21 protein-coding genes and 1 pseudogene are annotated in these 21,900 nt (G+C 69.5%); 9 read left to right on the forward strand and 13 right to left on the reverse strand.

Annotation, left to right across the window (positions count from 1 at the left end):
- Positions 1-16: 16 nt before the first annotated feature.
- The 4 genes from ACQCX5_RS03360 (at position 17) to ACQCX5_RS03375 (ending at position 5,351) form a co-directional block, all read left to right on the forward strand.
- Positions 17-1,069: a DUF2891 family protein gene (locus tag ACQCX5_RS03360; RefSeq protein ID WP_434540556.1), complete on the forward strand. Its 1,053-nt coding sequence runs from the start codon at positions 17-19 to the stop codon at positions 1,067-1,069.
- 20 nt (positions 1,070-1,089) lie between these two features.
- A complete protein-coding gene (locus ACQCX5_RS03365) occupies positions 1,090-1,695 on the forward strand; it encodes a DUF4126 domain-containing protein (protein ID WP_434540557.1) in 606 nt (201 codons plus the stop codon).
- Positions 1,692-2,987 carry a hypothetical protein gene (locus ACQCX5_RS03370; RefSeq protein ID WP_434540558.1) on the forward strand — a complete coding sequence of 432 codons (1,296 nt, stop codon included), beginning with the start codon at positions 1,692-1,694 and terminating at the stop codon, positions 2,985-2,987. Before ACQCX5_RS03365 ends, ACQCX5_RS03370 begins: the two co-directional genes overlap by 4 nt.
- A gap of 66 nt (positions 2,988-3,053) precedes the next feature.
- Complete coding sequence (locus tag ACQCX5_RS03375; protein ID WP_434540559.1) at positions 3,054-5,351, forward strand: HelD family protein; 2,298 nt, start codon at positions 3,054-3,056, stop codon at positions 5,349-5,351.
- On the opposite strand, the gene ACQCX5_RS03380 is transcribed toward ACQCX5_RS03375, so the two are convergent.
- Together ACQCX5_RS03380 and ACQCX5_RS03385 are read right to left on the reverse strand one after the other, a co-directional pair.
- Positions 5,348-5,986, reverse strand: coding sequence for a DUF1707 domain-containing protein (locus ACQCX5_RS03380; RefSeq protein WP_434540560.1), 639 nt, complete (start codon positions 5,984-5,986; stop codon positions 5,348-5,350). The two genes, ACQCX5_RS03375 and ACQCX5_RS03380, sit on opposite strands and share 4 nt — an antisense overlap.
- 34 nt (positions 5,987-6,020) lie before the next feature.
- A complete protein-coding gene (locus ACQCX5_RS03385) occupies positions 6,021-6,923 on the reverse strand; it encodes a methylenetetrahydrofolate reductase (RefSeq protein WP_434540561.1) in 903 nt (300 codons plus the stop codon).
- Positions 6,924-6,974: 51 nt separating this feature from the next.
- Between ACQCX5_RS03385 and ACQCX5_RS03390 the strand changes: the two genes are divergently transcribed.
- Positions 6,975-8,099 carry a polyprenyl synthetase family protein gene (locus tag ACQCX5_RS03390; RefSeq protein ID WP_434540562.1) on the forward strand — a complete coding sequence of 375 codons (1,125 nt, stop codon included), beginning with the start codon at positions 6,975-6,977 and terminating at the stop codon, positions 8,097-8,099.
- A 29-nt stretch (positions 8,100-8,128) separates the two neighbouring features.
- Here the strand turns inward: ACQCX5_RS03390 and ACQCX5_RS03395 are convergent, their stop codons facing one another.
- Both ACQCX5_RS03395 and ACQCX5_RS03400 read right to left on the reverse strand, forming a co-directional pair.
- A complete protein-coding gene (locus ACQCX5_RS03395; RefSeq protein WP_434540563.1) occupies positions 8,129-8,437 on the reverse strand; it encodes a hypothetical protein in 309 nt (102 codons plus the stop codon).
- Positions 8,438-8,575: 138 nt separating this feature from the next.
- Positions 8,576-9,322 (reverse strand): thiamine phosphate synthase, encoded by a 747-nt coding sequence (locus ACQCX5_RS03400; RefSeq protein WP_434540564.1) that lies wholly within the window; start codon positions 9,320-9,322, stop codon positions 8,576-8,578.
- 171 nt (positions 9,323-9,493) lie between these two features.
- Here ACQCX5_RS03400 and ACQCX5_RS03405 point away from each other — a divergent pair.
- The 3 genes and pseudogenes from ACQCX5_RS03405 to ACQCX5_RS03415 all read left to right on the forward strand — a co-directional run.
- A pseudogene (locus tag ACQCX5_RS03405) lies at positions 9,494-10,414 on the forward strand (protein kinase domain-containing protein); the annotation flags it as partial.
- Between the two features lie 231 nt (positions 10,415-10,645).
- Positions 10,646-11,713: a PASTA domain-containing protein gene (locus ACQCX5_RS03410; RefSeq protein ID WP_434540726.1), complete on the forward strand. Its 1,068-nt coding sequence runs from the start codon at positions 10,646-10,648 to the stop codon at positions 11,711-11,713.
- Positions 11,714-11,721: 8 nt separating this feature from the next.
- The gene (locus tag ACQCX5_RS03415; RefSeq protein WP_434540565.1) at positions 11,722-12,960 is read left to right on the forward strand and encodes a hypothetical protein; all 1,239 of its coding nucleotides are present in this window, start codon (positions 11,722-11,724) and stop codon (positions 12,958-12,960) included.
- 31 nt (positions 12,961-12,991) lie between these two features.
- Here the strand turns inward: ACQCX5_RS03415 and ACQCX5_RS03420 are convergent, their stop codons facing one another.
- The 6 genes from ACQCX5_RS03420 to ACQCX5_RS03445 form a co-directional block, all read right to left on the reverse strand.
- Positions 12,992-13,624, reverse strand: a complete 633-nt coding sequence (locus ACQCX5_RS03420; protein WP_434540566.1) for an MBL fold metallo-hydrolase — start codon at positions 13,622-13,624, stop codon at positions 12,992-12,994.
- Between the two features lie 39 nt (positions 13,625-13,663).
- On the reverse strand, positions 13,664-15,049 hold the full coding sequence (locus tag ACQCX5_RS03425) for a class II 3-deoxy-7-phosphoheptulonate synthase (protein WP_434540567.1): 1,386 nt from the start codon (positions 15,047-15,049) through the stop codon (positions 13,664-13,666).
- Between the two features lie 71 nt (positions 15,050-15,120).
- Positions 15,121-15,771 (reverse strand): response regulator, encoded by a 651-nt coding sequence (locus ACQCX5_RS03430; protein WP_434540727.1) that lies wholly within the window; start codon positions 15,769-15,771, stop codon positions 15,121-15,123.
- Positions 15,772-15,803: 32 nt separating this feature from the next.
- Positions 15,804-17,051, reverse strand: a complete 1,248-nt coding sequence (locus tag ACQCX5_RS03435; protein ID WP_434540568.1) for a sensor histidine kinase — start codon at positions 17,049-17,051, stop codon at positions 15,804-15,806.
- The gene (locus ACQCX5_RS03440; protein WP_434540569.1) at positions 17,048-17,947 is read right to left on the reverse strand and encodes a lysophospholipid acyltransferase family protein; all 900 of its coding nucleotides are present in this window, start codon (positions 17,945-17,947) and stop codon (positions 17,048-17,050) included. Before ACQCX5_RS03440 ends, ACQCX5_RS03435 begins: the two co-directional genes overlap by 4 nt.
- The gene (locus tag ACQCX5_RS03445) at positions 17,944-18,732 is read right to left on the reverse strand and encodes a lysophospholipid acyltransferase family protein (RefSeq protein ID WP_434540570.1); all 789 of its coding nucleotides are present in this window, start codon (positions 18,730-18,732) and stop codon (positions 17,944-17,946) included. Before ACQCX5_RS03445 ends, ACQCX5_RS03440 begins: the two co-directional genes overlap by 4 nt.
- 69 nt (positions 18,733-18,801) lie before the next feature.
- Between ACQCX5_RS03445 and ACQCX5_RS03450 the strand changes: the two genes are divergently transcribed.
- On the forward strand, positions 18,802-19,284 hold the full coding sequence (locus ACQCX5_RS03450; protein ID WP_434540571.1) for a hypothetical protein: 483 nt from the start codon (positions 18,802-18,804) through the stop codon (positions 19,282-19,284).
- Positions 19,285-19,290: 6 nt separating this feature from the next.
- On the opposite strand, the gene ACQCX5_RS03455 is transcribed toward ACQCX5_RS03450, so the two are convergent.
- From ACQCX5_RS03455 to ACQCX5_RS03465, 3 genes are all read right to left on the reverse strand, one after another.
- Positions 19,291-20,346: an ROK family glucokinase gene (locus ACQCX5_RS03455; protein ID WP_434540572.1), complete on the reverse strand. Its 1,056-nt coding sequence runs from the start codon at positions 20,344-20,346 to the stop codon at positions 19,291-19,293.
- A 37-nt stretch (positions 20,347-20,383) separates the two neighbouring features.
- A complete protein-coding gene (locus ACQCX5_RS03460; RefSeq protein ID WP_434540573.1) occupies positions 20,384-21,496 on the reverse strand; it encodes an NlpC/P60 family protein in 1,113 nt (370 codons plus the stop codon).
- Between the two features lie 136 nt (positions 21,497-21,632).
- Positions 21,633-21,878: a hypothetical protein gene (locus ACQCX5_RS03465; protein WP_434540574.1), complete on the reverse strand. Its 246-nt coding sequence runs from the start codon at positions 21,876-21,878 to the stop codon at positions 21,633-21,635.
- Between the last annotated feature and the right edge of the window lie 22 nt (positions 21,879-21,900).

A 21,900-nucleotide genomic window follows, 5' to 3' on the forward strand; every position in this document is an offset into this window, starting at 1 on the left:
CAATAGGCTGGCCCCCATGGACGAGATCATCGCCGCACGCATCGCCCGCCATGGCCTGGACTGGACCGCCACGGTGACCGCCGCACTGGGCACCAGCTGGCCCTCTGCGAGCGGTCACGTGGCCTTGTCGGCCGAGGATTGCGATGTCACGCCGGCCAGGCTGCACCCCGCCTTCCACGGCAGCCTCGACTGGCATTCGGCCGTGCACATGATGTGGTCGGGCCTGCGGCTGCTCGGTGTTTCCCATGATGCCGGCGCGTCCGACGACCCCGGCGCCCCCGTCAGGCGCGACCTGGTCAGGCTGCTCGACGACCGGCTGACCCCTGCCAACATCGCGGTCGAGGTCGACTACCTGCGCGCCCACCCCACGTTCGAACGGCCCTACGGCTGGGCCTGGGTGAGCCTGCTGGGCGCCGAGGCCCACCGGCTGGCGACCAGTGACCACGACCTCGCCCCGGCCGCGGCCCGCTGGGACGAGGCACTGCGCCCGCTCGTCGACGCGGTGGCCGCCCTGCTGGCCGCATGGTTGCCCAACCTCGCCCACCCGGTGCGCCACGGGGTGCACTCGAACACGGCCTTCGCCCTGGGGCTGACCCGCGATGCGCACGAGGTCCTGGGGACGCCCGGGAACGCCGGGATCATCGACCAGGTCGACGCGAGCGCGCTGGCGTGGTTCGGCGGCGACGTCGACTACCCCAGCGAGTGGGAACCCTCGGGCACCGACTTCGTCTCGCCGGCGCTGGCCGAGGCCGACCTGATGCGCCGGGTGCTCGAACCGGTCGAGTTCGGCGCGTGGCTGCGCACCTTCCTGCCCGTGCTGGGCGAGCCCGGCGATGTGCTGCTGGCGACGCCGTCGGTGCTTGACCAGACCGATGGCCACGGCGTCCACCTGTATGGGTTGGGCCTGTCACGGTCGGGCATGCTGCGCAGGCTGGCACCGTGGCTCGACGACCCGGCACGCAGCCAGGTGCTCGAGGCCTCGGCGAGGCAGTACGCGTGGGCCGCCCCGGCGATCAGCGACGGCGACTTCATGAGCACCCACTGGCTGGTCTCGTTCGCGCTGCTGTGACGGCCACTAGGCTGCAACGCATGGAACTGTTCGGGCTGACCTTCGCCTCGGGATGGGCCAGCGGCATCAACGCGTACGCCACGGTCCTCATCCTCGGCCTGCTGGGACGTTTCGGCGGCCTTGCCGACGTGCCCACGGGATTCCAGCGCACCGATGTGCTGATCGTGATGGGGGTGCTCGCGCTGCTCGAGCTCGTGGCTGACAAGATCCCCTATGTCGACTCGGCATGGGACTCGATCTCGACGTTCATCCGCCCGGTCGCCGGCGCGCTGATCGGCGGACTCACCGCCGGCGAGTCCGGCAGCATCGCCACGATCACGCTGGCCGGCATCGGTGGCGTCACCGCACTGCTCAGCCACATCACCAAGTCCGGCACCCGGCTGGCGATCAACACCTCGCCCGAGCCTGTCTCGAACGTCGCCCATTCGGTCGCCGACGACATCGGTCTGGTCACCGTCATGGGCCTGGTGGCGCTGAACCCGATGGTCGCCGCCATCGTGGCTGCCGTGTTGCTGGTGGGCGGCATCGCGCTGTTCGTCCACCTGTTCGCCACTGTCCGCAAGGGTTGGAAGTCGCTCAAGCGCTGGCTCAGCCGCTCCGGTCCGGCAACGGACACACCCGCGTGAGCGCCGTCGCCACCGGCCGGCACGTACACGTCCACGGCGGCACCCTGGCCGGCATCGCCGCCGCGCTGAGGCTCGCCCGTGCCGGTCATCGCGTCACCCTCGACCCCGCCGGGCCACTCGGTGGGCCCGTGGACGACCTCGAGCCGGTGCTGGCCCTGCCCGCCGCCTGGCGTGACCTCATGAAGAAGTCGGGCGGCCACCTGGTCACCGCGCTCAACGCCCACCACCTCGAACTCGTGCCCGCCCCGCCGGCCACCCACCGCTGGTCGGATGGCACCGAGGTCACGCTGCCCGATGACCGCGCCGGGCAGACCGCTGCCCTCAGGGCCGTCTTTGGTGAGGCGGCCGCGCAGCGGTGGACGACCCTGCTCGACCAGGTCGACGACGTCTGGCAGGCCTTGCGACTCACCTGCGTCGAGCGGCCGTGGCCGTCTGGTGGGCCGTCACTCGAGCAGGCGAAGGCCCTGATGCGTGGCCGCACGCTGGGCCAGCTCGCCGACCAGCTGGACGACCCCCGCCTGGCCGCACTGCTGCTCAGCCATGGCCGGCGCGCCGGGGCGTCCGACCCCCGGCAGGCGCCGGCCTGGCTGGCCACCCGCGCCACGGTGCAGCGCACCTTCGGCCGCTGGCAGTTGGTGGGCGCGGACACATCGACCGACCCCACTGCCCACGCCATGGACGCGCTGGTCACCGTGCTCACCGACCGGCTCGCCGAACGCGGCGTCGAACTCGAGGCAGGTGGTGCCGGCGCCGACGCCCGCATCGACGCCGTGGCGCCGGCCCCCACTCGGCCACCGCTCGGGGCATGGGCCCGGTTCACCGACAGCGTGCGGCGCACGGTGGGCCACCAGCCCGGGCCGGTCACAAGCGTCAGGCCGCCACACATCAGCCACGACGTGCATGCCGACCTCGACGTCGAGCCCGGCAGCATCCGCGAGACCGTGTTCCACACCGAGGGCGGCGTGGTGGTGGGCTGGCAGCGGGCCACACCTGCCGGGGTGCTGGTCACCAGCCACGACCACACCCGACCCGGCGATCCCGACCCCGCGTTCGGTTGGGACCTCAGCCACTGGGACCACTGGGCCGCCCGTCCCCCGATCGAGCCGGCACACCCGGCAGGGCCGTGGCGTGCCTCGTCCGCATCGCACGCGGGCAACGAACCGTGGGCGCAGGTGCTGAGCGCGGCACTGGCCACCTACCAGGTGCATGAACGACTGACGGGTGCCGACATCCGCCCGACGAACAAGGCCACCACGACCCACCGACCACGGGGGACGTTCGCCCCGGGCTGAGCACGCCCCACCCCCTTGCCAACAGGGCTAGTCTTGATCGTCACCCGTTTTGCGAAGGACCGCGTCTTGCCACCTGAGCCCACTCCCCACGACACCCCCGCCCAGCCCCTGGCCTCGAGCCGTGTCGCCCCACCTGAGGCGAATGGGCAACCGCACCACCCCGAGACCGCCGCCGACACGATCAGCCGTGAGCTGACCGTCGAACAGGCCCATGTCGACAGGGTCTATGCGGCGTTGGCCGTGGCCACCCGATCGGCTCGCAATGTCGCCGACGAGGGCAAACGGCGCTTCCAGACCGACCGCGACGACTTCTTGCGCGAAGAGGACGGCACGGCACTGTTCGAGCGCGACGCGTTCGCCTACCAGTCAGCCAAGCGGCTGGCCACCCTCGACGCCGAGCACGAGGGCCTGGTCTTCGGCCGCCTCGACATGGACACCCCGGACACCCGCTACATCGGCCGCCTGGGCGTGCGCGACGACGACTACGAACCGCTGGTCATCGACTGGCGCGCCCCGGCCGCCGAGCCGTTCTACCGCGCCACGCCCACCAACCCCATGGATGTCGTGCGCCGCCGGGTGCTGCGCTGTCGCGGTGACCAGGTCATCGGCATCGAGGACGACCTGCTCGACAGCGAGGCCGACCACGAACACCTGGTCATCATTGGCGAGGGTGCCCTGATGGCCAGCCTCGCCCGGGCCCGCGGCGACGCGATGCGCGACATCGTCGCCACCATCCAGGCCGAACAGGACGAGGCCATCCGCTCGCCCTACCAGGGCGTCACCCTGATCACGGGTGGGCCCGGCACCGGCAAGACGGTGGTGGCACTGCACCGCGCCGCCTACCTGCTCTACACCTATCGCCGCCGCCTCGAGCGCGGTGGGGTGCTGGTGGTGGGCCCGTCGTCGGTGTTCATGAACTACATCGAACGCGTGCTGCCCAGTCTGGGTGAGGACGCCGTGACGCTGCACGCCGTCGGCGCGGTCGCCCGCGACGTGCTGGGCTTCTCGACCGAACGCGTCGACGCCCCCGCCGCCGCCACGCTCAAGGGCAGCATGCGCATGCTGCCCGTGCTGCGCGCCCTGGCCAATGAGCCGCTGGTCGGTGTGGCCGAGCCCCTGCGCGTCAGCGTCAAGGGCGAGGTGGTCAGCCTCAACCCGCGCGAGCTGGCACGGATCCGTGACCAGGTGCTCGAGTCGCGCCGCATCAACCGGGCCCGGGCAGCCGCCGAGAAGGCACTGCTGACCGCCCTGTGGAACAAGTACTCGAACGAGGCCGGGCTCAGCCGTGAAGTCTTCGACGACCTGGCCGGCTCGCAGGCATCGTTCACGATGTTCATGTACGCGTGGTGGCCGAACCTCGACGCCCGCGACGTGATCATGCGGCTCGGCGACCGTGACCTGCTTGACCGCATCGCCCAGGGGCTGACCCCCGACGAGCGCGACGTGCTGAGCGACTCCTACGACCCGGGACTGCTCGAGCATGCCTCGCGCGACAATGCCTCGCCCTGGTCGGTCGCCGACATGGCACTGATGGACGAACTGGTCGCCATCATCGGCCTGCCCGAGATCGACCCCGAGGCCGAGAACCCCGTCTTCATCGAGGGCGGCGGCGACGTCCCCGAACTGGTGACCACGGCCGACCTGTTGACGAACCGTCGCGAGGTCGACCCGGATGACGACCCGCAGCAGACGTTCGCCCATGTGCTGATCGACGAATGCCAGGACATCACCCCCATGCAGTGGCGCATGCTGCGCCGCCGTGGCCCGCAGGCCAGTTGGACGCTGGTGGGTGACGTCGCACAGAGTTCCTACCCACACCTGGACGAGACCCGCCGCTCGATTAACGACCTGGCCGGTTCGGGGCCGAGGCGCCACTTCCAGATGACGACGAACTACCGTTCGCCCGCCGAGGTGTTCAACTTCGCCGCCAAGGTGATCAAGGCCGTCCACCCCCAGGCCGACCTGCCCCGGGCGGTGCGTTCGACCGGCATCGAGCCCGTCATGGCCGCGACCACGCCCAGCGGCCTGAGGTCAACACTCACCGAGCAGATCAACACCCTGGCCGGGCAGGTCGAGGGCACCATCGGGGTGCTGGCACCGCCGACCCTGGTCGATGACGCCGCCGCCGCCGCGCTGGATTCGCAGGCCACCGCACGGGTGCGGGTGGTGACCCCGTTGCAGGCGAAGGGCTTGGAATACGACGCGGTGCTCGCACTGTCACCCGATGACATCGTCGAGCAGACACCGGGCCGCGAGCGGGTGCTGTACGTGGCCCTGACCCGTCCGACGCAGCGCCTGGTCACCCTGGACATCGACCGCGGCGAGGGCCGGCCCCGCTGGCACCGGCTACTGGCTGAGTCCTAACCGCCGATCCGGCCCGGACCACCGTAGTGCCCCGGGCCCTCGTAGGGCCCTGGTCGGGCGTGTCGGCGTTCGATCGCCTCGACGGCGTCCTTTGCCTCCCTGAGCCCGGCGCCGGTGACTTCGCGGTACCGCTTGATGCCCTCGATCTTGCGGTTGACCCTGACGTAGGCGAGCATCTCGGATTCGAGATCGCCGTCGATGTAGTCGGCGGTGAGCGTGCGGCGCGACCTGCTGCGCATCTGGTTGCCGAGTGTGAACAGGACGATCGCGATGACCAGCACCGGCCACGCCCGCATCTGACTGACCATCATCACCGCGATGGCCACGCCAAAGATCCAGCCCGATGAGTACCACGGCACGGGGGCGGTGGCCTGGCCGTGCAGCGTGAGCGTGGCACCTGAGGCTGCAGGCCTGATGGCGACGGGTCCCGGTGCCGGGGCGTCAATGATGGGCCAGCCGGCTTCGGGAAGGTCCACGAACAGCGGTTCGAGGTCGCCCGCCACCTTGGCCGACATGGCCTTGGCCATGCGGTCCTCGAACTCGGACATGTCAAGCCTGCCCGCGGCCATGTGGTCCTGCAGGCGGCGCACCGCCTCATCGCGCTCGTCGTAGCCGACCCGCTGGTCGCGTTTCATGGCACAAGCCTACCCACGCCCGTCGGCGTCGGGCTCACCAGCGGCGGCCCTGCAGCATCTCGAAGATACGCTGCGTGGCCACCGACCGGTTGAGGGTGAAGAACTGCAGGCCCGGCGCTCCCCCGCGCAGCAGCGTGACCGCCAGCTCGCTGCAGATGCGGGCCCCGACGAGCCGCACCTTGTCGGGGTCGTCGGCCACCGCGGTGAGGCGGTCGACCATCGTCCGGGGCATGGCCCGGCCCGACAATTGCGCGAAGGTGTCGAGCTGCTTGATGTTGGTGACGGGCATGATGCCCGGGATGATCGGCAGCTCGCAGCCCTGCGCCCGCACGGCGTCGACCAGGTCGAAATAGTCGTCGGGCTCGTAGAACAGCTGCGTGATGGCGAACTCGGCGCCGGCCTCTGCCTTCTCGACCAGCACCCGCGCCTCGGCGGCCAGGTCGTTGCTGCCACGGGGTGCCGTGTAGGCCGCGACGCCCACGCAGAAGTCACCCGAAGACTTGACCAGCCGCACCAGCTCGGTGGCGTTCGCCAGACCCTCGGGGTGCTGGGCAAAGTCCTCCATGGCACCACCCGGCGGGTCGCCACGCAGGGCCAGGATGTGGTTGACACCCACCTCGGCATACGCATTGATCGTCTCGCGCAGCTGGCTCAACGGCTGGTCGACGACGGTCAGGTGTCCCATCGTCTGCAGGTCGGTGCGTTCCATGATCTGGCGCGTGGTGCGGATGGTGCGCTCACGCTTCGACCCATTGGCCCCGTAGGTCACCGAGACGAAGTCGGGGTTGAGCGGCTCCAGGTTCTCGATGGCCCGCCACAGCACGTCGACCTCGTCCTCGCTGCGGGGTGGCATGAACTCGAACGAGAACAACGGACGCATCGACTCGGCCAGTCGCTGGGCGATGGTCGGGCGCGTCGAGTTCTCTGGAGTTGGCATGCCCTCCAGCCTAGGCGACCACATTGTGTGCCAGTGGCCTAGGCTCAGTACGTGGCACACCAGCGATTTGAGGCAACCGACCCCGTCAGTTCCGATTTCCGGAAAGAGGTGGGCGCTGCCATCACCAGATTCCTCGATGACAAGCAGTCCGAGACCAGCGCGATCGGGGCCGAGCTCGGGCGCCTGCACCAGCTGGCTGTCGAATTCACCGCCGGTGGCAAGCGCTTTCGTCCGGCGTTCTGCTACTGGGGCCATGTCGCCGTCGCCGGTGTGCCCGACCCGGACGAGTGGCTGCTGACGGCGTCGGCCTCCCTCGACGTGCTGCACGTCTCGGCGCTGGTGCACGACGACGTGATGGACGCCTCTGACACCCGCCGCGGCGTACCCGCGGCCCATCGCCAGTTCGAGGCCTGGCATGCGCAGTCCGGCGGGCGGGGCGAGTCCGGGGCCTTCGGACGCGCGGGCGCCATCCTGCTCGGCGACCTGCTGCTGGTGTGGAGCGGCGAGATGTTCGCCCATGCCGACCTGCCCCCCGCGACCCGCGACCGTGCGAGCCGCCTGCTCGAGGCGATGCGTGCCGAGGTCACCTGCGGACAGTTCCTGGACATCGTGTCCCAGACGCGCCTGCTCTCGACCGGCGACCCCCTCGACCCCGAGCGCCTGCGTGAAGAACTCGACCGTGTCTACCGCGTCGTCGACTACAAGTCGGCCCGCTATTCGGTGCGCCACCCGCTGCAGATCGGCGCGGCGCTCGGCGGTGCCGACGAGGTCACCCTGGCCCGGCTGGCCGACTACGGCTCGTTGGTGGGCCGGGCCTTCCAGTTCCGTGACGACCTGCTGGGGGTTTTCGGCGATGAGGCAGTGACCGGCAAGCCCGCCGGGGACGACCTGCGCGAGGGCAAGCGGACGGTGCTCGTGGCGCACGCGCTGGCGAAGGCCCCCCGCGCCCGGGCCGAGCAACTCGATGCGATGCTGGGCGACCCCGACCTGGACAGCGCCGCCATCGACACGGCGCGCGAGATCATCGTCGAGGCGGGAGCCGATGTGGCTGTGGAGCAGGAGATCTCGGACAGCGTCGACCGGGCCCTGACCGCACTCGAGGGTGCAGACCTGACCAGTGAGGGGCGGGTGGCGTTGCAGCTGTTGGGCAGCACCGTGACCGAGCGCCAGCGCTGAGACGACGCGCGGACGTCCGGAACGGCAGGTCAGGAGCGCTTGGGTCGCCTCTTCGGGGGGGCGCCGGCTGAATCGCCCTTGGCCGACTCGCCCTTGGCCGACTCGCCCTTGGCCGCGTCATCCTTGCTGCCGGCACGCTGGCTGCCGCGACGAACGGGCTTGTCGGCCTCCGGGTCGGCCGCCTTGCGGGTGGGCAGCACGATGGTCTTGTCATCGAGGTCGACCTGCATGGGCCCGCGTCCGCCCTTCTTGGTCGTGAACACGTGGACCTTGTCGAAGTCCTTCTGTTCGCGCCAGTGGCGGTCGTTCGGGTTGAAGATCTCGAAGATGTTGCTCATCGGTTCCACCGCATCGTCAGGCCGCCGGCGGCGGCACAGTTGGCGCCAATTGGGTACACCGCCTGGTGGGCGTGGGTACCTGTTGGGCGTTGGTCCATCCTAGACCCCGCGCAAAGACCGCTGCGCCCACGGCTTGGCTCACTGTTCCGGCGGACCGTCCAGGGTCTCGTTCAGCGTGGCCGTGCGCTCCGGTCCACCGAGCGTGCGGTGCGCGTAGCCCTCTCCGTTGACCTGTCGCCAGTGGGCGCGCAGGCGCGTGTCGAAGTCCTGCAGCACGGCGCGCGGGTCTGCTGCCGTCGTGACGGCCCGCCCGACCACGATGCGCGTCGCGCCGGCGGCCAACACCCCGTCGAGGTTGTCGGGGGTGATCCCGCCGGCGGCAAACCACGGCGTGGCGTGCTCGTCGGTCACCGGCCAGGTCGCCGCCGCGGTGGCCACCAGGTCGAGGCCGGGGGCACCGTCACCGAAGACGGGGCCGACGACCGCCCAGTCGGCGCGCTCGTCGACGGCATGGCGGATCTGCGCCTCGTCGTGCACCGAGCGTCCCACCAGCGACCACTGGTGCAATGCCCCACGCGCGTCCCCGAGGTCGCCATCGCTCGCACCCAGGTGCAGCAGGTCGGACTGCAATTGCGTGGCGACGTCGGCGCGACGGCCGACGCAGACCAGGCCCAGGTGGTCGAAGGCCACCCGGGACGCTGCGTTGAGTGCCTCGACCAGGGTGGCGTCATCGACGCCCTGGTCGCGCACCTGGATGATGTCTGCCCCCGCCCCGAAGGCCATGTCGACGAACTCGACGAAGGCGTCCTTGCCGCCACGCAGGTCGGTGATCAGGTGCAGCCTGGCCAGCTGCAGGTTCTCGCGGAGTCCAATCAGTGCGGTCACAAGGCCACAATAGGACCCACGGGGCGTCTGGAGGCGGGAATGGCACGACCCCATCCGGCACGAGACACGCCGTGCGCTCCCCCGGGACGAACTGGGGTGATGAGCCTAGAATCGGGCACAGGCTGACACGGCCACTTCCCCACTTCCCCCAGACCGTGTTTGGAGCAGTTCGTGACCACAACGAGCGTGAGCGACCCCTTGGTCGGTCGTCTGCTTGATGGTCGCTACGAGATCTTGTCCCGAGTGGCTCGTGGCGGCATGGCGACCGTCTATCGCGCCCAGGACCGGCGACTGACCCGTGAAGTCGCCGTCAAGGTGATGCACGACGGGCTCGGGGACGACGCCGACTTCGCCCGCAAGTTCGACCGTGAGGCGCGTGCCGCCGCGAAACTGTCGAACCAGCATGTCGTGAGCGTGTTCGACCAGGGCGTCGACCGCGGCCGCCCCTACATCGTCATGGAATACGTCAAGGGCGGCACGCTGCGCCACCTGATCACCAAACAGGCCCCCCTGGAGCCCCTGCGAGCGCTCGACCTGCTCGAACCCGTGGTGCACGCCCTGGCCAGCGCCCATGAGTCCGGGCTGGTGCACCGCGACATCAAGCCAGAGAACGTGCTGATCAGCGACCGGGGCGAGATCAAAGTGGCCGATTTCGGGCTCGCCCGGGCCGTCACCTCGCAGACCGCCACCGCGACGCAGGGCCTGCTGATCGGCACCGTCAGTTACCTGCCGCCCGAGTTGGTCACCACCGGCAAGGCCAACGCCCGTTCCGACATCTATTCGACCGGTGTGGTGCTGTTCGAGATGCTCACCGGCAGCAAGCCCCATACCGGCGACACCCCCATCCAGGTGGCCTGGAGCCACGTGCACCATGACATCCCGGCGCCGAGCACCGTGGTGCACGCCGATGGTCGGTGGCGCCGCGACTCACGTCGCATCATCCCGCCCTACCTCGACGCGCTGGTGCAGGCCTGCACCCGTCGCCAGCCGCTGCAGCGTCCCGCGGACGCGCGCGAGCTGCTGTTCCTGCTGCGCAAGGCGCGCCACGCGCTCAGCAACGGCATCATGGACGACCCCGCCCTGACCAGGCTGATGCTGGGTTCCACGACCGACGGCGTGCCGGACGACGACGACCTCGAGATCACGTCGGCGCTGGGTGCCGACATCGAGGCGGCCGGCAGCCCGCCGAAGCCCGTGTCGTACCGGGCACGCAGCGCCTCGTCGCCCGCGACGTCGGTGACCGGACGGGTGTCGCGCAGCGACCTCGGTCGCGGGCGTCCGTCAGCCAGCACCCCCACCTCGCCGGTCGACCTGCCGGGAGCGATGTGGAAGCACGTGGACGCCGAGGATGATGGCGGCGCCGACGACGAGTACTCCTCGTCGGGCACACCGGTGCCCCGGCCCCGACCGCGGCGCCGGCCTGGCGAGACCGCGGCGCGTCCGGGCCGGCCCCGCAGCCAGTCGACGCCGATCTTCCCGCACGTCTCGCAAGACCCGGTGCACCGCCGCCGGCGCGGTCTGGTGGCCCTGGTGCTCGTGCTGCTGCTGGCGCTGACCAGCGGCGTCACCGGGTACTGGTACGTCGCCCACGGGCGCTGGACAAGCGCACCGGCAATCACCGGGCACAACCTCGCCACCGCCCAGGCAGCCGCCGACCAGGCAGGGTTCAGCCTGGCGACCACCGAGGCGTTCAGCGAGACGGTGCCGGCCGGCGTGCTGATCTCGACCGAGCCCCTCGCGGGTGCGCGGGTGCTGAAGGGCTCCCACATCAATGCGGTGGTCTCGAAGGGCCCTGAGCGGTACGCCATGCCGGGCCTGGCGAACATGAACCTGGCCCAGGCCACCGACGCGATCCAGTCAGCCCGCCTCAGCGTCGGCAAGGTGACCAAGGCCTGGCACGAGACAGCGGCCGTCAACAGCGTGCTGCAGGCCTCGCAGAAGCCGGGCACCCTGCTCAAGCCGGGTACGTCCATCGACCTGGTCATCTCACAGGGCCGTCAGCCCATTGCCATCCCGAGCGTCGTCGGCAAGGGGTCGTCCGCCGCCACCGGGACGCTGACCGCGCTGGGGTTCAAGGTCACCAGCACCGAGCAGAACAACGACAAGGTGGCCAAGGGCGACGTGGTCAGCCAGTCCCCCGCGAAAGGGTCGGGGCACAAGGGTGACACCGTCAAGCTCGTCATCTCGAAGGGCCCGGTGCTGGTGGCCGTGCCGCGGGTGACGGGCGCCGATGAGGCGACCGCCAGGCAGCGACTCGCCAACGCGGGGTTCACCACGAAGGTGGTCTACAACACCGAGGCGTGGGTGCGCCTCAATGTGGTGGCCGCCCAGGACCCCGTTTCTGGCAAGCTGGCCCCCAAGGGATCAACGGTGACGATCTACGTCAGCTAGGGGGCGCGGTGGAGGTCTTCCTCGCCATCGTGGCGGTGCTGGTCGTCGTGGGTGGCGGCATCGCCATCGCGGTGCACCACCAGCGCCAGAAGTACATCGCGTCGCTGACTGCGCGGGGCTGGACGTTCATCGACAGGCCCGACGAGACCGCCGTGTGCGGCCTGAACTGCCCCCCGTTCGGCATGGGCGTCAATCGCAGGGTCGATGACCAGATCGTCGGTCACACCTCGACCGGTGCGGCCTTCCAGGCGTTCGAGTACGACGCGAGCACGCATCGCCGTGCGGGCTACATCGCGGCCGTGCGGCTGCCCCGCTCGTTGCCCGAGTTCTACCTGCTGCCCCACACTGCGCCTCGTCCGGGGGTCGCGGGTGTCGTGGTGACCCAGCAGGGCACCCACCACGTCGTGGCCAAGGACCCGGACTATGCGCACAAGGTGCTCGCAGCCATCGTCGGCACCCTGGGGCGCTACCCCGCCCCGCCGGACCTGTCGATCGACCACGACCAGCTGGTGGCGGTCGGCGCCCCCAAAGAGGCAGAGGCGCTGGCCGCCTACCTCGAGGCGTTGTCGGCCACGGCCCGCGCGATCGCGGACGCGGGGGCGCTGAGCAGCTACCTGGGCCCGACCCCGCCGCCGCGGTTGTCGCTGTACGAGCGCCCTGACTGGGAGTTCCGCAACCGGGACGACGGGATGCTCGCCGAGGTGGCGTACAGCGGTGGCGGTTTCGACCACACCGCCGAAGAGGTGATCCTGTCCCAGCACCCGCAGCTGCCGTTCGTCTCGTTGCTGCACCGGTGGAAGACCCAGCGCACCGAGACCTACACCGACGGCCAGGGCAACACCCGCACCCGCACGGTCACTGACCACCATTCCGAGCGGCTGCTCGAGTACCACCCCAGGTTCTCGTTCCCCGATTTCAAGGTGAACCGGGGGCTGATGGGCAACAAGGTGACCTTCGAGTGGCACGAGTTCAACGAGGCGTTCACGGTGCGCTGCCGCTCACCGCGCCTGGCCTCGGACATCTTCCACCCGCGCATGATGGAGTACCTGATGGAGCGTCGTCCACCCGGCTTCGAGGTGGACGAGCGTGGCGCCATCAGCATCAGCCTCAAGGCCGACGACGTGGCCAGCCTGATGTGGGGCGAGGACTTCCTGCTCGGGTTCTTCGCCCGGGTGCCGAACTTCGTCTGGGAGAACCTGGGCTACCAGCGCCCGCCGGTGCCGCCGCGGCAGGTCAGCCGGGGCTGATCGCCCAGGTACGCGGCGGTCAGTACGTGCCTCAGTAGGTGCGCGGCCGACCGTCGCGCAGGTCGTCGAAACTGGTGTGCGACATCTCGCCCAACCGACCGAACGCCAGCGCCCAGCCACGCTCACCGAGCAGCCCGTCATGGATCAGGAAGCCGTGCGGCGCATCGACGGCGCGCACGAAGTCGATCGTCTCCTTCATCGCCGCCCAGGGTCCGTAGGCCGGCACCGCCACCACATCGATGCCCTGCGGGGTCTCGGCGAGGCTGTCGCCGGGGTGGAAGAAGGTCGGCTGTCCCTGGCCGCGCACGACAACGCCCACGTTGCCGACCCCGGGGATGTCGGCGTGGATGATGGCGTGCCGGCCACCGACGGCGACGAGCTCGAGGTCACCGAGGGCCACCACATCACCAGCGTGCAGCGGCTCGCCGGTGCCGGCGGCGGCGCAGAGCTCCGGCTCGAGCAGCACGCGGGCGTCCGGGTTTGCCGCGAACAGCACTGGGGCATGCTCGCGGTCGAAGTGGTCGGGGTGCTGGTGGGTGGCCACGACCGCGGACAGGCCGGTCAGCCCGTGCCAGTCCGTCGAGAAGTTGCCGGGATCGAACAGCACGCGCTGGTCGCCGGCCTCGAGCAGCACACAGGCGTGGCCCAGATGGGTGATCTGCATGCACCCAGTCTGGCACCACGCCTGTGGTTGCTGTGCTGCTCAGAGGTCCTTCGCGTGGTACTCCTGCACGGGGTTGAGCCGTGCTGCGCCCTCGCGCAGTCGCTCGGCCACCACGAACGCGAGCTCAAGCGACTGGTTGCGGTTCAGGCGCGGGTCGCAGGCGGTCTCGTAACGGGTGGCGAGGTCCTCTTCACGCAGTTCGTCGGCACCGCCGACGCACTCGGTGACATCGTCGCCGGTCAGCTCGATGTGCACGCCTCCGGGCCAGGTGCCCAGGTCACGGTGCACGTCGAAGAAGCCGTTGACCTCGTCGATGACGTCGTTGAAGGCGCGGGTCTTGTAGCCGTTGGCGGCCTCGAACGTGTTGCCGTGCATCGGGTCGCACGACCACACCACCTTTCGGCCGGTCGCCTCGATGGCCTTGATGACCGGGGGCAGCTTCTCGCGCACATTGCCCGCGCCCATGCGGATGATGAACGTCAGGCGTCCGGGCTCAAAATCGGGGTCGAGGGCCTCAGCCAGCGCGACCGCATCCTCGGGCGAGGTCTTGGGGCCGAGCTTGACCCCCAGCGGGTTGCGGATGTGGCGCATCAGTTCGACGTGGGCACCATCCAGCTGGCGGGTGCGCTCACCAATCCAGACCATGTGGCCCGAGGTGTTGTAGGGCAGGTCGGTGCGCGAGTCGATGCGGGTCAGCGAGTGCTCGTACTCGAGCAGCAGCGCCTCGTGCGAGGAGTAGAAGTCGACCTCGCTCATGGCGCGGTCGTCCACGCCGCAGGCGACCATGAAGGCCAGCGCACGGTCGATCTCGGCCGCGAGCTCTTCGTAGGCCGACTCGACCTTCGAGTTCGCGACGAAGTCGGCGTTCCAGGCATGGATGCCGCGCAGGTCGGCGAAACCGCCCTTGACGAAGGCGCGCACCAGGTTCAGCGTCGCCGCCGAGGCGTTGTAGACCTTCAGCAACCGATCGGGGTCGTGGCGGCGCGAGTCCTCGGTGAAGTCGAACCCGTTGATGGCGTCGCCGCGGAATGCGGGCAGGGTCACACCGTCGCGGGTCTCGGTGTCCTTCGAGCGCGGCTTGGCGTACTGGCCGGCGATGCGTCCCACCTTGACCACGGGCACTTGGGCCGCATAGGTCATCACCACAGCCATGCTGAGCAGCACGCGCAGCTTGCCCTTGATGTTGTCGGCCTGCACCGAGGCGAACGTCTCAGCGCAGTCGCCGCCCTGCAGCAGGAAGCCCTGCCCCTGGGCGACGGCGGCAAGCTGGTCGCGCAGGTCGTCGCACTCGCCGGCAAAGACGAGTGGCGGCAGCTGGCGCAGGGTCTCGACGACGCGGTCGCGGTGGGCCGGGTCGAGATAGGTCGGCTGCTGCGTCAGGGGTCGGGTTCGCAGGTCAGCCAGTGTGGGAATTGCCGAAGACATGCGCCCAACTGTAGTCAGCCCGGGCGGTCCTCCCGTGACGGGCGTCACCATCCGGGCAGATCGACCGGTTCTCAGTCGCCCAGCCCTCGTTCGATGGCATACAGCGTCAGTTCGACCCGGTTGTGCAATTGCAGCTTGCGCAGCACGTTCTGCACGTGGTTCTGCACGGTGCGGTGGCTCACCACGAGCTCGTCGGCAATCTCGCGGTAGGCCATGCCCTTGGCCACGAATCGCAGCACGTCCACCTCGCGCGGGGTGAGCACCGGGCCCTCGTCGTTGTGTTCCTGGGCAACGGTGACCATGCGCCTGAACTCCCCGAGCACCAGACCGGCCAGGCCGGGGGTGAAGACGGCATCACCCTCGGACGTCCGGCGCACCCCCTCGATGAGCTCGGCCTTCGGCGCCGACTTCACCAGGTAGCCCATCGCCCCGGCCTTGACCGCGCGCAGCACGTCCTCGCGTTCGCCCGAGGCAGACACGACCAGCACCCGCATGGTCGGGAACTCGTTGAGCAGGATCTCGGTGCATGTGGCCCCGTCGGGGTGCGGGATCTGCAGGTCCATCACCACGACGCCCGGGCGGGTGGCCCGGGCACGGCGCAGGCATTCCTTGCCGTTGTGCGCCACTGCCACGATCTCGAAGCCCTCACTCTCGAGGTCCTCGCTGAGTGCGTCGATCCACATCGGGTGGTCGTCGACGAGCATGACGCGCTTGCGGTCCATGTCGGTCGTCCTGGTCACGCCTGGGCTCTCGCTCACTGGTTGTTCACTCCTTGTTCCGCACGATCCTTGTCCGCACGGTGCGACCTGATGCCCTCAAACGCGGGGTCTGCGTCGGGCCAGTCATAGGTGTCGGTCTCGTCAACACAGGCCGTGACCGGGATCCTCAGTTCCCATTCCACCCCACGACCGGGCGAAGAGCGCACCTCGGCCGTGCCACCGATCTCGTGCAGCCGTCCGATGATCGATTCGCGGATGCCGAGCCTGCCCGCCTCGAACGCAGCCTGCACCTGCTCACGGGTCATGCCGACGCCATTGTCGCGCACCGAGATCGTAATGGCCTCGTCCTCCTCTTCGAGCAGCATCCACACCTGGGCGTCGGGGCCCGCATGCAGTTCGGAGTTCAGCAGGATCTGGGCGACCGCGGCGCGCACCTCGCTCGCCTGTTCGAGCGGCATCAGCACCGACCCTGCCATCCGCGACACGGTGACCCGGTCGGTCGACATGGCATCGAGCATCGCACTGATGTCGACGAACTTCTCGGTCTCGTCATCGGCCATGTCGACGGTGCGGTCCTGCAGCACCGTGCGCAACTGGATCTCCTGCTGACGGGCCAGCTGGGCGAGGCGTTCGCCGCGCGGTCCCAGTGTGCGGCCCTCGCGTTCGACCATCGAGAGCACCTGCAGCGCGCCGTCGTGGACGATGCGGTTCATGCGGTCACGCTCTGCCAGCGCCATCGAGGCGGCGAGGCTGCGGTCACGTTCAGCGGTCGTCTTGCGCAGCGTGTCGACGAGCTGCCCGACGCCCCAGGCAGTGATGCAGGTGGTGAAGACGAGCGTCCACAGGTCGGTGTGGTTGATCGGTGTCTGCAGCAGCGTGACCGCACTGACCGCTGCTGCGGTGCCAAGCCCTGCCCAACCGCCCCAGAGCACGGCCACCCCGAGCGGCGCGGCCAACTGCCAATAGACGGGAGCGGGCGGGAACGTGTCGGGTCCGACCACCCAGCGCGACACCCCCACCAGCACCAGCGCCAGGCCCACGTCGATGCCTACCACCACCCGCTGCCAGCCCATGGCGAGGCGGTTCTGGTAGGCGAGTGCGATGCTCCACAACAACACGAACACCGTGATCGCGATCAGCACCCCGGGTTGCCTGACGGTGTCAAGGCGGGCCACGTTCACCACCAGCGCGAACAGCGCGAGAAGGATCCTCGTCCACCCCAGTGAGCGCTGCGTCGAACGCATCAGGTGGTACGAGGTGAGCACCCCCGGCACGGCCGTCACGGCGTCTGCACCGAGCCGCCCGGACGAGCCTCGCCGGTGCGGTGCTGGTCACGCTCGGCGGCGGCTCGGGCCTCGTCGCGTGCGGCCTGTTCGGCCTCGACATGCCATTGCGCCAGGTCACGGCGCTCGGCCTCGGCCTCGGCATGGCGGGTCTCGAGGGCCCGCTGTTCGGCCAGTCGACGTTCGGCGCTGCGCGCGCGGGCAGCATCGCGGCGCTTGAGTGCGGCGCTGCGCAGCTGGTCGCGCGCGGTCGTGGTGAAGGTGTCCAGGTAGCCGAGCCCACCCAGGTCGGCGATGGTGGCCATGATTTCATCGGTGACACCGCGCGCCAGGGCACGGTTGGCCGGGATACCGCGGTGCCGTCCGAAGTCGAGCGCCGGGCCGAGCGTCAACGTCGAGGACCGGACGTCGAGCACGGCAGGCACCACCGACACCTGGGCCGCCAGCACCAGCCAGCCGGTGGCGTCGCGGCCCTTGTGCAGCGATCGGTCGGGGGCGTGGTCGCCCTCGGGGAACAGTGCCACGACTCCCCCGCCGGCCAGTTCGGCCAGGGCCGTCCGCCAAGCGCTGGAGCGCGCAGGTGAACCGCCGCCACGCAGCAGGCGCACGTCCGCGTCGAGCGCCCTCACCGACACGACGCGCAGGGGACGCGGGCTCGCTGCGGCCAGTGCGCGGGCGTCCAGGGGGTGGGAATGGTTCACGACGAGCAATGCCGGGCCCGAGGCCGGCAGGTGCCTCAGCCCGGCGACCTCGCCGTGCCCACGCACCGAGGTCACCAGCTGGCGTGCAGGCCTGCTCGCCGCGGTCACGAACTCGCTCGCCCGGTCGGCGGCCACGCGACCCAGGCGCGCCGCCGTGCTGCGCGCCTGGTGCCCGAAGCCCGGTTGGCTCGTCATGCGGGTTGCTCTGCCCCGGCCGTCGACTCCACGGCCCTCGGCGCCGGACGGGGCGGCAGCTCACCACCCCCGGGACGCGGCCTGACAAAGGGAGTGAGGTCCTTGTCCTTGAGCTCGCCGAACTTGGCCCGGGTGGCGTAGACATCGACGTACTCCTGGCCGGTCAGCTGCTGCACCGCCGCCATCACCTCATCGGTCACCCACCGCAGCACCTTCATCTCGCCCGAACGGTCGGCCAGGTGGCTGAAGTCGAGTGGTTCACCGAAGATAATGCCCGGACGCTTCATGACCGGGATGCCGAACAGGCCCTTGCGGAATTCGGTGCCGACGGTACCCACCGGCAGGATCGGCACCCCTGCCTCGAGTGCCATCTTGGCCACGCCGGTCTTCGGCTTGTACATGCGCCCATCGGGCGAGCGGGTGCCTTCGGGGAAGATCCCGACCACGCCGCCGTCGGCCAACACCTGCTGCACGGGGCTGAGTCCGTCCGCACTGGCTCGTCCGCCGGAACGGTCGAGCGGCACCTGGCCAACGGTCTTGAGGAACCAGCCGACGATGCGCCCGCCAATGCTCTTCTGCTGGAAGATTTCGGCCTTCACGGGGAACGTCATGCGCCGCGTGATCATCGCCGGCACCAGGAACGTCTCGCCGTAGGAGAGGTGGTTGCAGGCCATGATCAGGCCGCCCTCTTCGGGAATGTTCTGCTCGCCGCGCACCCACGGATGGAAGACGGCCCTGGAGATGGGGGTGAACAGCAGGTTCTTGAAGAGGTGGTACGCGAGCATGGACCTCACGATATGGCATCACCTCGACGCACACTGTGCGGCACCGCGCGGCACGCCTAGGCTGGTGGCATGAAACCTCACGATCGCGATGAGGTCGACCGGCGCTTCCAGGAACTGATGAGCTCCGCGTTCACCGACGAGGACGGTTTCGGCGCTGCCACCGGCCCCGCCGCACCGCCGGTTCCCAACCCGAGGTCGCCTGCCGCGCCACCACCCCCGCGCGTGGTGCCGTTCACCGCCAACCGGCTGCCCTTCGACGGCGGCGATGATGACGATGAGCACCCGGCTCACGACGATGACCTGTCATACCGTGACTCCGATGGTCCACTGCTGGCGGGCATGAAGTGGTCGGGTCTCACCTTGCTCGGTTTCGTGCTGTTCACCGGCGGCCTGATCGGCATGTTCGCGATGATCTTCGGGGTGCAGCTGGGCGCGCCCTGGGCACAGTTGGCGCTCGCCGGCACCGTGGTGGGCCTGGGGGTGCTGATGTTCCAGGCGCTGCGGCGCCACCCCGACGACGAGGACGAGGGCGACGCCGGCATGCGCCTGTGAGCAATCTCAGGAGCGCATGGACGTGGTCGCGCCCACCAGTTCACGCAGTGTGCGACGCTGACGGCGGGGGCGTCGGCGGCGTGGCCAGAAGCCGCGCTGGGAGCCGGGTGGTTCAATGATCGAGACCCGGGCAAGGTCGGCGGCGCCGATCAACCCGGCGTCATTGCGAAACCGTGCCAGCGCAATGTGCGCCTCTGGGCGGAAGCCGCGGCCGGTCAACGTGCGGCTGAAGGCCGCCCGCGCCGGTTCGACGAGCATCTCGCCCGCACTGCTGACCCCACCACCGATCACGAACAGGTCGGGGTCGAGCGCCGCGGCGAGGTTGGCGAGACCACGTCCCAGCCATGTGCCGACATCGCCGATGAGCTCAATGGCCACGGGGTTGCCGGCCATCGCGGCCGCAGTGACATCGGGGCCACGCAGGTTGTGCGGGTTGCGGTCGAGCACGTGGTCGAGCAGCCCTTCGGCCTGGGGCACCTCGGTCTCGAGCACGGCGATGGCGTCACGGACGAGCCCGTTGCCCGAGGCGTACTGTTCCCAGCAGCCGCGGTTGCCACAGGGGCACCAGTGCCCGTCCGGCACGACGGTCATGTGACCGAACTCCCCTGCCATGCCGTAGCGGCCCCGGAAGAGGCTGCCGTTGATGACCAGGGCACCGCCGATGCCGGTGCCCAGTGTCACCATCACCATGACCCGGGCGTCGCGTCCGGCTCCGAAGCGAAACTCGGCCCATGCGGCCGCGTTCGCGTCGTTGTCGACGATGGTCGGCAGGGTGATGCGCTGCTGCAGGCGCTGCTTCAGGGGTTCGTTGCGCCAGGCGAGGTGGGGTGAGAACCGTACGAGGGCCTGGTCGTTGTCGACCCAGCCCGCTGCGCCGATGCCGACTGCCGCCACCTGGTGGCTCGAACCAAGCTCGGCGACAACATCACAGATCGCGTCCTCGACGGCGCGGGCGTCCTTCGATGGGGTGGCGCGGGTCAGGCGCCGCAGCACCCTGCCCTCGAGGTCGACAACACCTGCGGCGACTTTCGTCCCCCCGATGTCGACGCCAATGCTCAGCACGGGTCACACACTACTGCCGGCGACCGGTGAAACGGTGTCAGCCGACGCGACGGATCGAGTGGATCGGCATCCAGGAGTTCTGCAGCGAGATCATGCGGACACCGGCGCGCGGGTTGGCCGCGTCGACGATCATGCCGCCGCCGACGTAGATGCCGACATGCGAGGCGCCCGAATAGAAGACCACGATGTCGCCGGGCTGAATGTTGGCCAGCGAGACACGCACGCCCGCCGAGGCCTGGCCCTGCGAGGTGCGCGGCAGGCTGACGCCGGCCGCACGCCAGGCGGCACCGGTCAGCCCGGAGCAGTCATAGGAGTAGGGACCGGTCGCACCGAGCACATAGCTCTTGCCGATCTGGGCCTTGGCGAAGGCCACGGCGCGGGCGGCTCCGCCACTGGCAGCAGGGGTCTCGGGCGTCGCCTTGGGCTTGGCAGGGGACTTCGGCGTCTTCGGTGTCGTGGTGGCGCCGGAGTTGTTCGTAGTGGCCTCAGTCGCCGCATCGGCGGCCTGGGTCGCGGCGAGCTGACGGGCAGCCTCTTCCTGCTGCAGCTTCTTCAGCCGGGCCTGCTCTTCAGAAGTGAGCTTGGCGAGTAGCTTTTCCGCCTCGACCAGCTTGGTCTGGTACGTCTTCTGCAGGTCGGACTGCTTGGCCTTGTCGGCCTGAATCTTCGCCTGGGTGGCCACAAGCTGGTCCTTGTAGGTCTTCAGCGTGGCCTGCTCGCCCTGCATCTGCTGCAACTTGCCGTTGGTGCGCGCGGTGAAGCTCTGCACTGACGAGAGCTGGTTCAGCAATTGACCGTCGTCCTCGCTGGCAAGCAGCTTGGCCGTCAGGTTCAGTCCCGAATTCTGGTACTGCACCAGCGCGAGCTGGCCCATCGACCTGGTCAGGCCGTCGACCACGGTCTGCTGGCTCGCGATGTCAGTGTTGAGCGAGGCGACCTTCTTGCCGGCCTGGTCGAGCGCTTCAGAGAGCTTCGCGTACTCGAGGTCGATCTTCGAGTTCTCCTCCTGCAGCTGGGCGACCTTCTCCTGGGTCTCCTTGACGGCATCGGGGTTGGCCACGGCGCTGGTGGGCATGACCGCCAGACCGACGGCAAGGCCAATCGCCACTACCGCACCAGTCCCGGCGTTCAGCAGGTTCCTCAGCTTCAAGATCGTGCCCTTCGCACTCGTGTCGGCCCTCGGGGAGGACCTGCCACCCCCGCAGACAAGGCTGACCACAGGGCTAAGAAAATCCTAAGACACTCTTAGACGATTGCCAAACACGTCCGGGGGGTGGTTCGCGGCCTCAGCCGACCCCGCGCCACCGCACCGTCAATCGCGCCTCGCCGCGGGGCGGCAGCATGTCGGCACGCGCGAACATGTCCACGACGCGCTGTTCGTCCGCGCTCAGGTCGTCAGTGGTCGACCAGACCTCGTCGGACCGGCCCAGCAGCAGGCCGACGATGCAGTCGGCGCAGCCAGGCCCCGCCACGGTGCACGTCTGGCAGTCGATGGTGAAGTGCTCGCCCCGTTCGGGCATCCGCTTGTCCATGCCCACAGCGTCGGTCAGGGGT

This window comes from Aestuariimicrobium sp. G57 (assembly GCF_050110855.1).
Taxonomy (GTDB): Bacteria; Actinomycetota; Actinomycetes; order Propionibacteriales; family Propionibacteriaceae; genus Aestuariimicrobium.

What these genes read in the sequence shown, in the direction of transcription:
- ACQCX5_RS03360 (WP_434540556.1), top strand. Translation starts at nt 17, where the DNA reads ATGGACGAGATCATCGCCGCACGCATCGCCCGCCATGGCCTGGACTGG.
- ACQCX5_RS03365 (WP_434540557.1), top strand. Translation starts at nt 1,090, where the DNA reads ATGGAACTGTTCGGGCTGACCTTCGCCTCGGGATGGGCCAGCGGCATC.
- ACQCX5_RS03380 (WP_434540560.1), bottom strand. Translation starts at nt 5,986, where the DNA reads ATGAAACGCGACCAGCGGGTCGGCTACGACGAGCGCGATGAGGCGGTG.
- ACQCX5_RS03385 (WP_434540561.1), bottom strand. Translation starts at nt 6,923, where the DNA reads ATGCCAACTCCAGAGAACTCGACGCGCCCGACCATCGCCCAGCGACTG.
- ACQCX5_RS03395 (WP_434540563.1), bottom strand. Translation starts at nt 8,437, where the DNA reads ATGAGCAACATCTTCGAGATCTTCAACCCGAACGACCGCCACTGGCGC.
- ACQCX5_RS03410 (WP_434540726.1), top strand. Translation starts at nt 10,646, where the DNA reads ATGTGGAAGCACGTGGACGCCGAGGATGATGGCGGCGCCGACGACGAG.
- ACQCX5_RS03420 (WP_434540566.1), bottom strand. Translation starts at nt 13,624, where the DNA reads ATGCAGATCACCCATCTGGGCCACGCCTGTGTGCTGCTCGAGGCCGGC.
- ACQCX5_RS03425 (WP_434540567.1), bottom strand. Translation starts at nt 15,049, where the DNA reads ATGTCTTCGGCAATTCCCACACTGGCTGACCTGCGAACCCGACCCCTG.
- ACQCX5_RS03430 (WP_434540727.1), bottom strand. Translation starts at nt 15,771, where the DNA reads ATGGACCGCAAGCGCGTCATGCTCGTCGACGACCACCCGATGTGGATC.
- ACQCX5_RS03440 (WP_434540569.1), bottom strand. Translation starts at nt 17,947, where the DNA reads ATGACGAGCCAACCGGGCTTCGGGCACCAGGCGCGCAGCACGGCGGCG.
- ACQCX5_RS03445 (WP_434540570.1), bottom strand. Translation starts at nt 18,732, where the DNA reads ATGCTCGCGTACCACCTCTTCAAGAACCTGCTGTTCACCCCCATCTCC.
- ACQCX5_RS03450 (WP_434540571.1), top strand. Translation starts at nt 18,802, where the DNA reads ATGAAACCTCACGATCGCGATGAGGTCGACCGGCGCTTCCAGGAACTG.
- ACQCX5_RS03465 (WP_434540574.1), bottom strand. Translation starts at nt 21,878, where the DNA reads ATGGACAAGCGGATGCCCGAACGGGGCGAGCACTTCACCATCGACTGC.